Genomic DNA, 13,991 nt, shown 5'->3' with positions numbered 1-13,991 from the left:
AACGGTAAGAGAATATGAAACGACTCATTGTAGGGATTAGCGGTGCCAGCGGCGCGATTTATGGCGTGCGCTTATTACAAATTTTGCGCGATGTCGAAAACGTCGAAACCCATCTGGTGATGAGCCAGGCGGCCCGCCAGACTTTAGCGCTGGAGACCCACTTTTCATTGCGCGAGGTACAGGCGCTGGCCGATGTTACGCACGATGCGCGCGATATTGCCGCCAGTATTTCATCGGGCTCTTACCCGACGGCGGGCATGGTGATCCTGCCCTGTTCGATTAAAACGCTTTCGGGGATCGTCCATAGTTATACTGACGGACTGCTTACCCGTGCGGCGGATGTCATATTGAAAGAGCGGAGGCCTCTGGTGCTGTGTGTACGGGAAACGCCGCTGCACATTGGGCATTTGCGTTTAATGACCCAGGCCGCCGAGATAGGCGCAGTCATTATGCCGCCAGTTCCGGCCTTTTATCATCTTCCCAGGACACTCGATGATATTATAAATCAAACGGTTAACCGCGTTCTGGATCAGTTTGATATTCCTCTTCCTCACGATCTATTCGCTCGCTGGCAAGGCGCATAGAATTACCTGTCTGGCATGCTATGCTCTCTGTTGCCCTGTTTCAGGGCAATTTTGTAACCGTGATCATATCCTCAACATTTAATTCGTTAAAAGCTACCGAAACGCTGCGGTTCAACCGTCATACCTGCTATCTTCAACATCAGGACAATGTTGCAACGTTTTATTAACAAATTTAACGTCAAATCGTTCCGTTGACGTGAAAATGGTATAAAACCTGCATGAAAAAGCCTGCAAACACACCACCACGTAAAACATAAGAAAATGATGCCACTTGAGGGGGATGTATGAAGAAGACCGTTCTCGCTTTGTCTTTGCTGATAGGTCTGGGCGCGACAGCGGCCAGTTACGCCGCGCTTCCACAAACGATTCGCATTGGAACGGACACCACCTATGCACCTTTCTCATCGAAAGATGCCAAAGGCGACTTCATCGGCTTTGATATCGATCTCGGTAATGAAATGTGTAAGCGTATGCAAGTGAAATGTACCTGGGTCGCCAGCGACTTTGATGCGCTGATTCCCTCACTGAAAGCAAAAAAAATCGACGCCATTATTTCATCGCTCTCCATCACGGATAAACGCCAGCAGGAAATCGCCTTCTCTGACAAACTTTATGCGGCGGATTCGCGCCTGATTGCGGCGAAAGGGTCTCCCATTCAGCCGACGCTGGAATCGTTAAAAGGCAAGCATGTCGGCGTGTTGCAGGGATCTACGCAAGAGGCTTACGCCAATGATAACTGGCGCAGCAAAGGGGTGGATGTAGTGGCTTACGCCAATCAGGACCTTATTTATTCCGATTTAGCCGCCGGTCGCCTGGATGCCGCATTACAAGATGAAGTTGCCGCCAGCGAAGGCTTTTTGAAACAGCCTGCGGGGAAAGAGTATACGTTTGCCGGTCCTTCTGTTAAGGATAAAAAATACTTTGGCGACGGGACGGGCGTTGGGTTGCGCAAAGACGATACCGGGCTAAAAGCCGCGTTTGATAAAGCATTGGCCGATCTGCGCCAGGACGGCACTTACGACAAGATGGCCAAAAAGTACTTCGATTTTAATGTTTATGGCGATTGAGATAAGGGGATAGTGCACTGTGTGTGGGAGCTATCACGGTGCAAAATAGATGCTTTGCACTTTTTAGGTGCATAAGCCGTTGCGGAATACGGGTATAAATGCATAGTTAAGCGATATTTATGCAAAATAAACCGGCTGGTGAGGTAGAATGCTTTGCCTTGTCGGCCTGATTAATGGCACGATAGCCGCATCGGGTCTGTAAAGATCTCTTATAAAGACAGTCTGTTGAGGATAGTTATGAAAAAACTGGCGTTATCTCTTTCTCTGGTGCTGGCATTTTCCAGCGCTACCGCAGCATTTGCCGCTATTCCGCAAAAGATTCGTATCGGTACTGATCCGACTTACGCGCCGTTTGAATCTAAAAATGCACAGGGTGAATTGGTCGGCTTCGACATCGATCTGGCCAAAGAACTGTGCAAACGTATCAACACACAGTGTACATTTGTGGAAAATCCGCTGGATGCGCTGATTCCTTCTTTAAAAGCGAAGAAAATTGATGCCATCATGTCCTCGCTGTCCATTACTGAAAAGCGCCAGCAAGAGATCGCGTTTACCGACAAGCTTTACGCCGCCGATTCACGTCTGGTGGTGGCGAAAAACGCGGATATCCAGCCGACCGTCGCATCGCTGAAAGGCAAGCGTGTCGGTGTGCTGCAGGGGACAACGCAGGAAACCTTCGGCAACGAACACTGGGCGCCGAAAGGGATTGAGATCGTCTCCTACCAGGGGCAGGACAATATTTATTCCGATCTGACGGCTGGACGCATTGATGCAGCGTTTCAGGATGAGGTTGCGGCCAGCGAAGGCTTTCTGAAACAGCCTATCGGTAAAGGCTATAAATTCGGCGGCCCGTCGGTGAAAGATGAGAAGCTATTCGGCGTAGGAACCGGTATGGGGCTGCGCAAAGAAGATAATGAATTGCGTGAAGCGCTGAACAAAGCGTTTGCGGAAATGCGCGCTGATGGCACTTATGAAAAGCTGGCGAAAAAATATTTTGATTTTGATGTTTATGGCGGTTAATCACCGCCGGTGCAGATAAAGCCCGTAGATTTTTGACGCGCTGAAGTGAGGCCGGATAAGGCAAGCCGCCATCCGGCATGATGCGAGGCAAAAATGCAAAAGAGGCTTCTTACACACCACTTATAACAGGACAGGGTGCATGCTGTACGGGTTTTCAGGCGTAATTTTACAGGGCGCTATCGTCACGCTGGAACTGGCGCTCAGTTCCGTAGTGCTGGCTGTGCTTATCGGCCTTGTCGGCGCGGGGGCGAAGCTTTCGCAAAGCCGGGTGACGGGGCTCATCTTTGAAGGGTATACCACTCTGATTCGTGGGATACCGGATCTGGTATTAATGCTGCTGATATTTTACGGATTGCAAATTGCGCTTAACGCAGTAACTGATTCGTTGGGTCTTAATCAGATTGATATAGATCCGATGGTGGCCGGTATTATCACTCTCGGTTTCATCTACGGGGCCTATTTTACGGAAACCTTCCGCGGCGCCTTTATGGCGGTGCCGAAAGGCCATATTGAAGCTGCGACAGCATTTGGTTTTACCCGCGGGCAAACGTTCCGGCGGATTATGTTTCCGGCAATGATGCGTTACGCCCTGCCGGGGATCGGCAATAACTGGCAAGTGATACTCAAAGCGACGGCACTGGTGTCGCTGCTGGGCCTGGAAGATGTTGTCAAGGCCACGCAGCTTGCCGGTAAAAGTACCTGGGAGCCTTTCTATTTCGCTGTCGTGTGCGGACTCATCTACCTGGTATTTACCACCGTCTCCAATGGCGTTTTGCTCTTACTTGAGCGTCGTTATTCCGTGGGCGTGAAGAGGGCCGATCTGTGATTGAGATTATTCAGGAGTACTGGAAATCCCTGCTGTGGACGGATGGCTATCGTTTTACCGGCGTGGCGATTACGTTGTGGCTGTTAATCTCATCGGTGGTGATGGGCGGCGTTCTGGCGGTGATTCTGGCAGTGGGCCGCGTGTCCGGCAATAAATTCATCCGTTTTCCCATCTGGCTGTTTACGTATGTTTTTCGCGGCACGCCGCTGTACGTACAACTGCTGGTGTTCTATTCGGGAATGTATACGCTGGAAATTGTCAAAGGTACCGACCTTCTTAATGCGTTTTTTCGCAGCGGGCTGAATTGTACCGTATTGGCGCTGACGCTAAATACCTGCGCATACACTACGGAGATTTTCGCTGGCGCGATTCGCTCGGTGCCGCATGGTGAAATTGAAGCGGCGCGGGCGTACGGTTTCTCATCGTTTAAAATGTATCGCTGCATTATCTTGCCGTCGGCATTACGTATCGCCTTGCCTGCCTACAGCAACGAAGTGATTTTAATGCTGCACTCTACGGCGCTGGCGTTTACCGCGACGGTGCCGGATTTGTTGAAAATCGCCCGTGATATCAACTCTGCGACTTACCAGCCGTTTACCGCGTTTGGCATTGCCGCCGTGTTGTATTTACTCATTTCGTATGTCCTGATAAGCCTGTTCCGTCGGGCGGAAAGACGCTGGTTGCAGCACGTTTCCTCTAAATAATTCGAGTAACATGATGTCAGAAAATAAATTACACGTTATCGATTTGCACAAACGCTACGGCGGTCATGAAGTGCTGAAAGGGGTATCGCTGCAGGCCCGCGCCGGAGATGTGATTAGCATTATCGGCTCGTCCGGTTCCGGTAAAAGCACTTTTTTGCGCTGCATTAACTTCCTCGAAAAACCGAGCGAAGGCACGATAATCGTGAATGGCCAGAATATTAATCTGGTGCGCGACCAGGACTGGCAGCTCAAAGTGGCGGATAAAAACCAGCTACGTCTGTTACGTACCCGCCTGACGATGGTGTTTCAGCACTTTAATCTCTGGAGCCATATGACGGTGCTGGAAAATGTCATGGAGGCACCGATTCAGGTACTGGGATTGAGCAAGCATGAATCGCGGGAGCGGGCGCTGAAATATCTGGCGAAGGTGGGGATTGATGAACGCGCCCAGGGTAAATATCCTGTTCACCTTTCCGGCGGCCAACAACAACGCGTGTCTATTGCGCGCGCGCTGGCGATGGAACCTGACGTTTTACTGTTCGATGAACCCACTTCGGCGCTCGATCCTGAACTGGTCGGTGAAGTGTTGCGCATTATGCAGCAACTGGCGGAAGAGGGAAAAACGATGGTGGTGGTCACGCATGAAATGGGTTTTGCCCGCCATGTTTCTTCGCACGTTATTTTTCTGCATCAGGGGAAAATTGAAGAAGAGGGCAATCCGGAGCAGCTGTTCGGCAATCCGCAAAGCCCGCGTTTACAGCAATTCCTGAAAGGCTCGTTGAAATAAAAGAGGCCCGGCGGCGCGTCGCTTACCGGGCGAGGAAAGGCTGGATTAGGCGCTTCGGCAATTACCGAATCACATCCGCCAGTGCCTCTTCTACGTCATACCAGCGAAACGCGAATCCGGCCGCTTCAAGACGTTTCGGCAGCGCCCGCTGTCCGCCCAGCACCAGCACTGACGACTCTCCCATCAATACGCGGATTGCCGTCGCCGGAATACGGATAATCGCCGGGCGGCGCAGCACGCGCCCCAGCGCATGAGCAAAATGCTCATTATGGACGGGATACGGCGAGACCATATTGAAGGGACCGCGAAGATCGTTATCCAGCAGCCACAGGATACCGTTGACCATATCGTCAATATGAATCCAGGCCAGGTATTGCCGACCATTACCCACAGGGCCGCCGAGGCCAAGGCGGAATGGCGGAACCATTTTCCCCAGAATCCCACCTTGTGGAGCCAGCACGACGCCGGTACGTAGCAGACAGACACGGGTCCGCTCACTTTGCGCGCTCAAGGCAATCTGCTCCCAGCGAGCGCAAAGTTTATGCGTAAATTCATTGTGTGGCGGTTCGTCTTCCGTGACGACAACGTCGCCTAAATCGCCGTAATAGCCCGTGGCGGAACCGGATATCAACACCGCGGGCGGTGTTGCGCTGGCATGAATTAAATCCACCAGCTTTTGCGTGATAGTCCAGCGGCTTTGGCATAACTGTTCTTTTTGCTGCGACGTCCAGCGTTTATCTGCAATCGGTTCACCAGCCAGATTAACGATAGCGTCAATCTCATTGAAGTGAGTTTTATCCGCCAGCCCTCTCCATAATGTGACCCTGGAATCGAGGATCTGACGCGCTTTATCAGGGTTGCGTGTCACGACCATCACCTGATGCCCCAGCGTTAACAGACGAGGAATAAGATGACGCCCAATCAGGCCCGTACCGCCGGTAATCAGAATTTGCATATCACCTCCAGAGTATTGAGGATTTCCTCTCCCTTAATGCCAGGGTTTTAATATCAGTCACCGTGTCAGAACGCCATTGCTGGTTTTTCCTTGTATAAACCTCCGCATCATACATGAGAATAGGGCCGCGTTACTCTTTCGTACTGTTACAGTGCAGTTGCGCTTGTAACATGGCGCGCGCTGTCGCAGGGCGCGTGCGGATACGTTCAAACCAGTTATACACCGCCGGATAGGTATCAAGGTCGATTCGCTGACGCTGGTGGGCGTTGACCCACGGCCAACTGGCGATATCGGCAATACTGTAGTGGTCGCCGCCCAGCCAGGGAGAAGCTTCCAGCCGCTTATTCAACACGTTATATAAGCGTTGTGTTTCAACCTGATAACGTTCAATCGCATAAGGAATAGTTTGCGGCGCAAAGTGATTAAAGTGATGGTTCTGGCCCAACATCGGTCCCAATCCGCTGACCTGCCAGAAGAGCCACTGCAGCGTGGTATGGCGTTCACGCAGCTCTCCGCTAAGCAGTTTGCCGCTTTTTTCCGCCAGATAGAGAAGAATTTCACCAGATTCAAAAAGGCTAAGCGGTTGACCACCGTCTGCCGGAGTGTGATCGACGATGGCAGGAATTTTATTATTGGGAGAGATAGCCAAAAAGTCAGGGCGAAACTGGTTGCCCTTACTGATATCCACTTTTAACAAACGATACGCCAGCTCTGCCTCTTCCAGAAACAGCGTAATCTTATGCCCGTTGGGCGTAGGGGCGTAGTAAAGATCAATCATTTTGGCTCCTGCATTTCCGTGAATAATCTGGGCTTAATTAAGTATAGAAAGCCTCCCGATGTGTGTGAGTTTTCATCAGGTGACAGCAGGCGAAAGACGCTATATTTTGGGAAGCCCCCATATGCTCTCAAGAGGACATTATGAGTAAGCCTGTTATTGTGCTGTGGTCTGATGCGAATTTTTTCTCTCCCTACGTATTGTCCGCCTGGGTGGCGTTACAAGAAAAAGGGCTTTCCTTTACGCTGAAAACCCGCGATTTGGGTAAAGGAGAACATCTGCAACCTTCCTGGCGGGGATATGCGCTGACGCAGCGCGTACCGGTGCTGGAAACAGACGATTTTGAGCTGAGCGAATCGTCTGCTATTGCGGAATACCTGGAGGAGCGTTTTGCACCGCCACAGTGGGAGCGTATCTATCCGCACGATTTACAAAAACGGGCCCGCGCGCGACAGATTCAGGCGTGGCTACGCAGCGATTTACTGCCGCTTCGCGAAGAACGGTCTACCGACGTGGTATTTGCCGGGGCGAAAAAAGCGCCGCTAAGCGAGGCTGGAAAAGCCAGCGCGGCAAAATTGTTTGCTACAGCTGAAGCGCTATTGGGACAAGGGATGCAAAATTTATTTGGCGAGTGGTGCATTGCCGATACCGATTTGGCTTTGATGATCAATCGCCTGGCGCTGCATGGCGATGACGTGCCGGCGCCGTTGACGGAGTATGCAGCATTCCAGTGGCAACGTGCTTCCGTACAGCGTTTTATTGCGCTTTCCGCGAAGCGTTCAGGCTGAAAATCTATTCATATTCCAGTATGATAACGTCGTTTTTCACAACGAGGAGTGAGCGATGAAACTGATGTTCGCATCGGACATTCATGGTTCTTTACCCGCCACGGAACGTGTGCTTGAACGGTTTGGGCAAAGCGGCGCGCGTTGGCTGGTAATATTGGGTGATGTGCTTAACCACGGGCCGCGAAATGCGTTACCTGAAGGCTATGCGCCAGCCCAGGTTGCTGACCGCCTGAACGCGGTGGCGACACAGATTATTGCCGTGCGCGGCAACTGCGATAGCGAAGTGGATCAGATGTTGCTGCATTTCCCGATAACGGCGCCGTGGCAGCAAATATTGATGGAAGAGAGACGGCTCTTTTTGACGCATGGGCATCTCTTCGGGCCGACAAACCTGCCTGCTTTGAATACCGGCGATGTGTTGGTTTACGGTCATACTCATTTGCCGGTGGCGCAACAGCAAGAAGGGCTATATCACTTTAATCCCGGTTCGGTGAGTATCCCGAAAGGTGGATATGCGGCAAGCTACGGTATTCTGGATGATAATATGTTGAGCGTAATCGCACTCAATGATCAAAGTATCATTGCGCAGGTCGCGATTAATTCGTAATTTACCCCACAAACGTAAATGCGCCGTAAGAGCGCCAGAAATAAGAAGGTTTCCTGATGGTGGAACAGCGTCGTTTGGCAAGTACGGAATGGGTGGATATTGTGAATGAAGATAATGAAGTCATTGCACAGTCCAGCCGGGAACAGATGCGTGCGCAACGCTTACGACATCGTGCGACGTATATCGTTGTTCACGATGGTATGGGTAAAATTCTGGTGCAGCGGCGTACCGAAACAAAAGATTTTTTGCCCGGTATGTTAGATGCTACCGCAGGCGGCGTAGTCCAGGCCGATGAACCGCTACTGGAATCTGCCCGCCGCGAAGCGGAAGAAGAGTTGGGAATTGCAGGCGTGCCGTTTGCCGAACACGGTCTGTTTTACTTTGAAGACGAGCATTGCCGGGTCTGGGGGGCGTTGTTTAGCTGTGTGTCCCATGGGCCTTTTGCGCTTCAGGAAGATGAAGTTAGCGAAGTCTGCTGGTTGACTCCGGAAGAGATCACTGCGCGCTGTGATGAATTTACCCCGGACTCCCTGAAAGCGCTGGCGTTGTGGATGACCCGCAACGCCAAAAATGAAGCCGCGCTTCAGGAAAAACCGGAAGAGACAGAATAAGCGTCTTAACAACTTTCCCGCATACATAAACTGGAAGCGATGGATTTTTGATCGCTCCAGTTTCCCTGATTTAACCTTTCCAGCAGCGCCCGTCCGGCTTCGCTACCAATTTTGCGATGCGGTACGGCCATTGTCGTTAGCGGCGGCTGACATACCCGGCTGACATCGCTATCGCCAAATCCGACAACCGCCAACTCGTCCGGAACTTTAATACGCCGCCGTTGGCACTCGTATAACGCGCCGCAGGCCAGCTCATCTGATACGCATACCAGCGCATCCAACTCTGGCCACGCCAGTAAAAACTCCGGCAGTTGTGATGCGCCGGTAGAAAAATTGGGCGGCAGGGCGGCGTTAATGACCCGGTTGGGCGACATGTGGTGGCGCAGCATCGCTTTGTACCAGCCGTGCAGATGTTGCTGAAAAATCCACTGCTCCTGATTGGCGCACAGCAGTCCGATATTCTGGTAACCGCGCTGAATCAGCATTTCCGTCAGCTCATACATTGCCGCAACGTTATCAATACCGATATTCATATCAATAGGATCGCTGCGAATCGCGCCCATCTCCATCACCGGGATAGAGGCATTTTTCAGCCACTGACGCACCGTATCGCTATGTTCGACGCTAAGCAGAATCGCCGCGGCAATGTTGGACGCCAGCAGCGTTTCGAGCAGCTTCTCCTCTTGTTCTACCCGATGCTGCGACTCCGCCAGCATAATCTGATAGCCCGCGGGCTGTAAGATCTGTTGCAGGCCGGCGAACATTTCAGAACATCCCGCTTCTGCAAGATTTGGGACGACCATCGCGATGGTGTGCGACGAGGCCGACGCCAGCGCGCTGGCGGCGAGATTGGGCATATAACCCAGCTCATGCACTGCCGCTTCAATTTTTTCCCGGAGTTTATCGGAAACCTGTTCCGGCGTACGTAAGGCTCGCGACACGGTCATCGTGCCTACACCGGCAAGTTGGGCTACATCGGCGATAGTGACTTTACCGGTACTGCGCCGTTTACGGGGTATCGACATACAAATTCCTGCGTCATTACAACATGTTGAGATGCTTTTTTATTGTCGTTCTTTGCTTCGCATAACGGGCAGTATACGCCTTAAATCCTCTTTTTTGCTGTGATTTCACACGATGATTTTAATTTGATAGCGCTATCACAATTCTGAGTAATAGTCTCTGGTAGCGCTATCTTTGTGATAACGATCGCAGCTAATATCGAATGGCTTGAATAAAGTTTGTTCATAATTTGATACACAGTGGGGCGAATAACATGCTGGGAATCTGGTTATCTGACGCAACCATCACGCTTCAGGAGAGTGTGGAAACGTGGCCACAGGCGTTGGAAATATGTGGTAAGCCATTGCTGGACGCGGGCATTATCGCACCCGAGTACATCACGGCTATTGTTCAGCAGCACCAAAAGCTTGGGCCGTATTATGTGTTGGCGCCAGGATTAGCGATGCCCCATGCGAGACCGGAAGAGGGGGCGAAAGGGTTAGGTTTGTCGTTATTGAAACTACAGCACGGTGTTTCATTTGACGCAGAAGAGTTCGATCCGGTTGACGTTATTATTATGCTGGCGGCTCCTGATAAACACAGCCATATCGAAATGATATCGGCGCTGGCAGAATTATTTTCCAGTGATGCAGATATGGAAAAATTACATCAGGCAAAAACTGTGGAGGACATTAAAACGATTATTGCCCGCTTCTGATCTTATTCTGTTTTTTGCTGTACAAAACATTACGCCCACGCGTGATGCAGACCAACTCTACTTTTAAAAGGTGACAATAATGAAAATCATGGCAATTTGCGGTTCCGGCCTGGGTAGTAGTTTTATGGTAGAAATGAATATTAAAAAAGTATTAAAAAAACTCAATATTGATGCTGAGGTGGAACATTCCGATCTCTCGTCGGCGGTACCCGGGGCTGCCGATCTTTTTGTGATGGCAAAAGATATCGCTGCCAGCGCCAGCGTACCGGAAAGCCAATTGGTGGTGATCAATAACATCATCGACATCAACGAACTGGAAACGCAACTGCGCGCATGGTTCGATAAACAATAATTTTTGCTGGCGAGGTGGATATGTTTATCCTTGAAACGCTGAATTTTGTTGTTGATATTTTAAAAGTGCCATCGGTCCTTGTGGGCCTCATTGCCCTGATTGGTTTAGTGGCGCAGAAAAAAGCTTTTTCCGATGTAGTAAAAGGCACGATTAAAACTATTTTGGGCTTTATTGTCCTTGGCGGTGGCGCAACCGTACTGGTCGGCTCATTAAATCCGCTGGGCGGTATGTTTGAACATGCCTTTAATATTCAGGGCATCATTCCCAATAATGAAGCGATAGTCTCAATTGCGCTAGAGAAATATGGTGCCTCTACTGCATTAATTATGGCATTTGGCATGGTAGCCAATATTGTCGTGGCACGCTTTACGCGTCTTAAATATATCTTTTTGACCGGGCATCACACTTTTTATATGGCCTGTATGATTGGCGTGATCCTGACCGTTGCGGGTTTCGAGGGCGTAGGACTGGTATTTACCGGATCGCTGATCCTGGGGTTAGTCATGGCGTTCTTCCCGGCCCTGGCTCAGCGTTACATGAAGCGGATTACCGGCACTGACGATATTGCGTTTGGTCACTTTGGCACGCTGGGATATGTGCTTTCCGGCTGGATTGGCAGCTTGTGTGGTAAAGGTTCCCGTTCTACAGAAGAGATGAACCTGCCGAAGAATCTCAGTTTTTTGCGCGACAGTTCTATCTCGATCTCGCTGACCATGATGATTATCTATCTGATCATGGCCATTAGCGCAGGGCGTGACTATGTGGAGGCGACGTTTAGCGGCGGGCAAAACTATCTGGTGTACGCCATCATCATGGCAATTACTTTCGCTGCAGGCGTATTCATCATTCTGCAAGGCGTCCGTCTGATTCTGGCGGAAATTGTGCCGGCCTTTACCGGCTTTTCTGAAAAGCTGGTGCCAAACGCACGTCCGGCTCTGGACTGTCCGGTGGTGTATCCCTATGCCCCTAACGCGGTGTTGATTGGCTTCTTGTTTAGCTTCCTTGGCGGGTTGGTAGGGTTATTCCTGCTTGGGCAGATGAAGCTGGTACTGATTCTGCCAGGCGTAGTGCCGCACTTCTTTACCGGCGCGACCGCTGGCGTCTTTGGCAATGCTACTGGCGGTCGTCGCGGCGCGATGATTGGCGCGTTTGCTAATGGTTTGTTGATCACTTTCCTGCCAGTGCTGTTACTGCCAGTTCTGGGGGCGATCGGTTTTGCCAATACCACCTTCTCGGATGCTGACTTTGGTGCGATCGGTATTTTGTTGGGTAACCTGGCGCGTTATCTGTCGCCGATGGCTATCACGGGGCTGGTGGTGGCGTTGTTTGCGCTACTGGTGGCATACAACGTGTTTGCTAAAAACAAATCAGTCAACGGCAATGCGCAGGAAAACAGCGGAGCGAAAGAATGAACGTAAGAGAAATCACCCAACTGGCGCGCGACATTCGCGTCGCTACGCTCAAATCCTTAACTCATCTGGGCTTTGGGCACTATGGTGGCAGCATGTCGGTAGTGGAGACCCTGGCAGTCCTGTATGGCGGGGTAATGAAAATCGATCCTGCCGATCCAGACTGGCCGGAGCGCGATTACTTCGTACTGTCGAAAGGCCATGCGGGGCCCGCTTTGTACAGTACCCTGGCCATTAAAGGCTATTTTCCGCTGGAAGAGCTGAACACGCTTAACCAGAACGGTACGCGCCTGCCCAGCCATCCTGATCGACTAAAAACGCGCGGCGTGGACGCCACAACTGGCTCACTGGGGCAGGGCATTTCTATCGCCGGAGGTATGGCGCTGTCGCATAAGCTGGCGGGGCGACCCAATCGGGTATTTTGTATTGTCGGCGATGGAGAATTGAATGAAGGGCAGTGCTGGGAGGCATTCCAGTTTATTGCCCACCACCGACTACACAATCTGACAGTTTTCATCGACTGGAACAAGCAGCAACTTGACGGCGAACTGGATGACATTATTAACCCTTTTGATCTGGAAGGGAAATTCCGCGCGTTCGGTTTCGATGTCGCTACTGTCAAAGGCGATGATATCGCCGGGCTACTGGAAGTGGTTGGGCCTGTGCCGCCCGCCGGGGCTCGACCACGGGTGGTGATCCTCGACAGTATTAAAGGGCAGGGGGTGCCGTGCCTGGAACAATTAACGAATTCTCACCACTTACGCCTGACGGCTGACATGAAGCAGACGCTCAATGAGGCCATTCAGCAACTGGAGGTCACGCATGATTAAGCTTGCGCCCGCAGGGCTTAAAGATGATATCGAAATGCGCAAAGTTTACGCTGGTTTTGTCGCCGGACAGATTGAGGCTGGCAGCCCGATTATTGCACTTGAGGCCGATTTAATGAGCTCAATGGCGATGGACAGCGTAGCGCGTGACTACCCGCAGCATGTCATTAACTGCGGCATTATGGAAGCGAATGTGATTGGCACCGCGGCTGGACTGGCGTTGACTGGACGCAAGCCGTTTGTCCATACCTTTACCGCCTTTGCCAGTCGTCGTTGTTTTGATCAGCTCTTTATGGCGCTGGATTATCAGCGTAACAACGTCAAAGTGATTGCCTCCGATGCCGGGGTGACGGCCTGTCATAATGGCGGCACTCACATGTCTTTTGAAGATATGGGTATTATTCGCGGGCTGGCGCATTCCGTAGTACTGGAGGTAACGGATGCGGTGATGTTCGCGGATATTTTGCGCCAGCTCATGGACCTGGACGGCTTTTACTGGCTGCGTACCATTCGTAAGCAGGCGCCGAGTATCTATGCGCCGGGCTCTACTTTCACCATTGGTAAAGGCAACGTACTGCGCGAGGGGAATGATATTACGCTTATCGCTAATGGCATTATGGTGGCGGAGGCGCTGGAGGCGGCGCGCCAGCTGGAGCAGGAGGGCATCAGCGCCGCAGTCATCGATATGTTTACCTTAAAGCCTATCGATCGCATGTTAGTGAAAAATTACGCGGAAAAAACCAAACGTATTGTCACTTGTGAAAACCACAGTATCCATAATGGGCTGGGGTCTGCGGTGGCGGAAGTGCTGGTCGAAAATTGCCCGGTGCCGATGCGTCGTGTCGGCGTCAAAGAACGTTATGGGCAGGTAGGAACGCAGGATTTCTTACAGCAGGAGTATGGACTCACCGCAGATGCGATTGTAGAGGCAGCGAAATCAATGTGTTAAATATAGCCAT

The 13,991-nt window shown here is 51.3% G+C and carries 17 protein-coding genes; 14 read left to right on the top strand and 3 right to left on the bottom strand.

Annotated elements, in window-relative coordinates; all coding sequences use genetic code 11:
• Positions 1-14 precede the first annotated feature (14 nt).
• From SBG_RS11005 to hisP, 6 genes are all read left to right on the top strand, one after another.
• Positions 15-584, top strand: coding sequence for a UbiX family flavin prenyltransferase (locus tag SBG_RS11005; protein ID WP_000825686.1), 570 nt, complete (start codon positions 15-17; stop codon positions 582-584).
• Positions 585-868: 284 nt separating this feature from the next.
• A complete protein-coding gene (argT, locus tag SBG_RS11000; protein ID WP_000754417.1) occupies positions 869-1,651 on the top strand; it encodes a lysine/arginine/ornithine ABC transporter substrate-binding protein ArgT in 783 nt (260 codons plus the stop codon).
• Between the two features lie 237 nt (positions 1,652-1,888).
• Positions 1,889-2,671: a histidine ABC transporter substrate-binding protein HisJ gene (hisJ, locus tag SBG_RS10995; protein WP_000731862.1), complete on the top strand. Its 783-nt coding sequence runs from the start codon at positions 1,889-1,891 to the stop codon at positions 2,669-2,671.
• 139 nt (positions 2,672-2,810) lie between these two features.
• The gene (locus tag SBG_RS10990) at positions 2,811-3,497 is read left to right on the top strand and encodes a histidine ABC transporter permease HisQ (RefSeq protein ID WP_000965503.1); all 687 of its coding nucleotides are present in this window, start codon (positions 2,811-2,813) and stop codon (positions 3,495-3,497) included.
• Complete coding sequence (gene hisM, locus SBG_RS10985) at positions 3,494-4,201, top strand: histidine ABC transporter permease HisM (protein ID WP_000569773.1); 708 nt, start codon at positions 3,494-3,496, stop codon at positions 4,199-4,201. Before SBG_RS10990 ends, hisM begins: the two co-directional genes overlap by 4 nt.
• A gap of 13 nt (positions 4,202-4,214) precedes the next feature.
• The gene (gene hisP / locus SBG_RS10980; protein ID WP_024135075.1) at positions 4,215-4,988 is read left to right on the top strand and encodes a histidine ABC transporter ATP-binding protein HisP; all 774 of its coding nucleotides are present in this window, start codon (positions 4,215-4,217) and stop codon (positions 4,986-4,988) included.
• 61 nt (positions 4,989-5,049) lie between these two features.
• Here hisP and SBG_RS10975 read toward each other — a convergent pair whose 3' ends face one another.
• On the bottom strand, positions 5,050-5,943 hold the full coding sequence (locus SBG_RS10975; RefSeq protein ID WP_001166267.1) for a TIGR01777 family oxidoreductase: 894 nt from the start codon (positions 5,941-5,943) through the stop codon (positions 5,050-5,052).
• Positions 5,944-6,073: 130 nt separating this feature from the next.
• Complete coding sequence (gene yfcG, locus SBG_RS10970) at positions 6,074-6,721, bottom strand: GSH-dependent disulfide bond oxidoreductase (RefSeq protein ID WP_000566565.1); 648 nt, start codon at positions 6,719-6,721, stop codon at positions 6,074-6,076.
• A 140-nt stretch (positions 6,722-6,861) separates the two neighbouring features.
• Here yfcG and yfcF point away from each other — a divergent pair, with 140 nt between their 5' ends.
• The 3 genes from yfcF to yfcD are packed head-to-tail and all read left to right on the top strand — an operon-like array spanning position 6,862 to position 8,724.
• Complete coding sequence (gene yfcF, locus SBG_RS10965) at positions 6,862-7,506, top strand: glutathione transferase (protein ID WP_000043016.1); 645 nt, start codon at positions 6,862-6,864, stop codon at positions 7,504-7,506.
• A gap of 55 nt (positions 7,507-7,561) precedes the next feature.
• Positions 7,562-8,113: a phosphodiesterase gene (gene yfcE, locus SBG_RS10960; protein WP_000772463.1), complete on the top strand. Its 552-nt coding sequence runs from the start codon at positions 7,562-7,564 to the stop codon at positions 8,111-8,113.
• Between the two features lie 56 nt (positions 8,114-8,169).
• Positions 8,170-8,724, top strand: coding sequence for an NUDIX hydrolase YfcD (gene yfcD, locus SBG_RS10955; RefSeq protein ID WP_000230213.1), 555 nt, complete (start codon positions 8,170-8,172; stop codon positions 8,722-8,724).
• Between the two features lie 5 nt (positions 8,725-8,729).
• Here the strand turns inward: yfcD and SBG_RS10950 are convergent, their stop codons facing one another.
• Complete coding sequence (locus tag SBG_RS10950) at positions 8,730-9,749, bottom strand: LacI family DNA-binding transcriptional regulator (protein WP_000026947.1); 1,020 nt, start codon at positions 9,747-9,749, stop codon at positions 8,730-8,732.
• Between the two features lie 251 nt (positions 9,750-10,000).
• On the opposite strand from SBG_RS10950, the gene SBG_RS10940 reads away from it, so the two are divergent.
• The 5 genes from SBG_RS10940 (at position 10,001) to SBG_RS10920 (ending at position 13,981) form a co-directional block, all read left to right on the top strand.
• The gene (locus tag SBG_RS10940) at positions 10,001-10,444 is read left to right on the top strand and encodes a PTS sugar transporter subunit IIA (RefSeq protein ID WP_000900719.1); all 444 of its coding nucleotides are present in this window, start codon (positions 10,001-10,003) and stop codon (positions 10,442-10,444) included.
• Between the two features lie 79 nt (positions 10,445-10,523).
• A complete protein-coding gene (locus SBG_RS10935; protein WP_000699819.1) occupies positions 10,524-10,796 on the top strand; it encodes a PTS sugar transporter subunit IIB in 273 nt (90 codons plus the stop codon).
• A gap of 20 nt (positions 10,797-10,816) precedes the next feature.
• Positions 10,817-12,208: a PTS ascorbate transporter subunit IIC gene (locus SBG_RS10930; RefSeq protein WP_015702941.1), complete on the top strand. Its 1,392-nt coding sequence runs from the start codon at positions 10,817-10,819 to the stop codon at positions 12,206-12,208.
• Positions 12,205-13,035 (top strand): transketolase, encoded by an 831-nt coding sequence (locus tag SBG_RS10925; protein ID WP_001102819.1) that lies wholly within the window; start codon positions 12,205-12,207, stop codon positions 13,033-13,035. Before SBG_RS10930 ends, SBG_RS10925 begins: the two co-directional genes overlap by 4 nt.
• Positions 13,028-13,981 carry a transketolase family protein gene (locus tag SBG_RS10920; protein ID WP_000593021.1) on the top strand — a complete coding sequence of 318 codons (954 nt, stop codon included), beginning with the start codon at positions 13,028-13,030 and terminating at the stop codon, positions 13,979-13,981. The genes SBG_RS10925 and SBG_RS10920 overlap by 8 nt, the downstream gene beginning before the upstream one ends.
• Positions 13,982-13,991 lie beyond the last annotated feature (10 nt).

Source organism: Salmonella bongori NCTC 12419 (assembly GCF_000252995.1).
GTDB classification, from domain to species: Bacteria; Pseudomonadota; Gammaproteobacteria; order Enterobacterales; family Enterobacteriaceae; genus Salmonella; species Salmonella bongori.
The sequence above is the reverse complement of the archived record's forward strand: the minus strand, read 5'-3'. Positions and strand labels throughout refer to the sequence as shown.

Excerpts from the sequence above, each read along its gene's own strand:
- yfcF (WP_000043016.1), top strand. The coding sequence starts at position 6,862 with ATGAGTAAGCCTGTTATTGTGCTGTGGTCTGATGCGAATTTTTTCTCT.
- SBG_RS10930 (WP_015702941.1), top strand. The coding sequence starts at position 10,817 with ATGTTTATCCTTGAAACGCTGAATTTTGTTGTTGATATTTTAAAAGTG.
- SBG_RS10975 (WP_001166267.1), bottom strand. The coding sequence starts at position 5,943 with ATGCAAATTCTGATTACCGGCGGTACGGGCCTGATTGGGCGTCATCTT.
- SBG_RS10925 (WP_001102819.1), top strand. The coding sequence starts at position 12,205 with ATGAACGTAAGAGAAATCACCCAACTGGCGCGCGACATTCGCGTCGCT.
- yfcD (WP_000230213.1), top strand. The coding sequence starts at position 8,170 with ATGGTGGAACAGCGTCGTTTGGCAAGTACGGAATGGGTGGATATTGTG.
- SBG_RS11005 (WP_000825686.1), top strand. The coding sequence starts at position 15 with ATGAAACGACTCATTGTAGGGATTAGCGGTGCCAGCGGCGCGATTTAT.
- hisJ (WP_000731862.1), top strand. The coding sequence starts at position 1,889 with ATGAAAAAACTGGCGTTATCTCTTTCTCTGGTGCTGGCATTTTCCAGC.
- hisP (WP_024135075.1), top strand. The coding sequence starts at position 4,215 with ATGTCAGAAAATAAATTACACGTTATCGATTTGCACAAACGCTACGGC.
- SBG_RS10920 (WP_000593021.1), top strand. The coding sequence starts at position 13,028 with ATGATTAAGCTTGCGCCCGCAGGGCTTAAAGATGATATCGAAATGCGC.
- yfcE (WP_000772463.1), top strand. The coding sequence starts at position 7,562 with ATGAAACTGATGTTCGCATCGGACATTCATGGTTCTTTACCCGCCACG.
- yfcG (WP_000566565.1), bottom strand. The coding sequence starts at position 6,721 with ATGATTGATCTTTACTACGCCCCTACGCCCAACGGGCATAAGATTACG.
- SBG_RS10935 (WP_000699819.1), top strand. The coding sequence starts at position 10,524 with ATGAAAATCATGGCAATTTGCGGTTCCGGCCTGGGTAGTAGTTTTATG.
- argT (WP_000754417.1), top strand. The coding sequence starts at position 869 with ATGAAGAAGACCGTTCTCGCTTTGTCTTTGCTGATAGGTCTGGGCGCG.
- SBG_RS10940 (WP_000900719.1), top strand. The coding sequence starts at position 10,001 with ATGCTGGGAATCTGGTTATCTGACGCAACCATCACGCTTCAGGAGAGT.
- SBG_RS10990 (WP_000965503.1), top strand. The coding sequence starts at position 2,811 with ATGCTGTACGGGTTTTCAGGCGTAATTTTACAGGGCGCTATCGTCACG.
- SBG_RS10950 (WP_000026947.1), bottom strand. The coding sequence starts at position 9,749 with ATGTCGATACCCCGTAAACGGCGCAGTACCGGTAAAGTCACTATCGCC.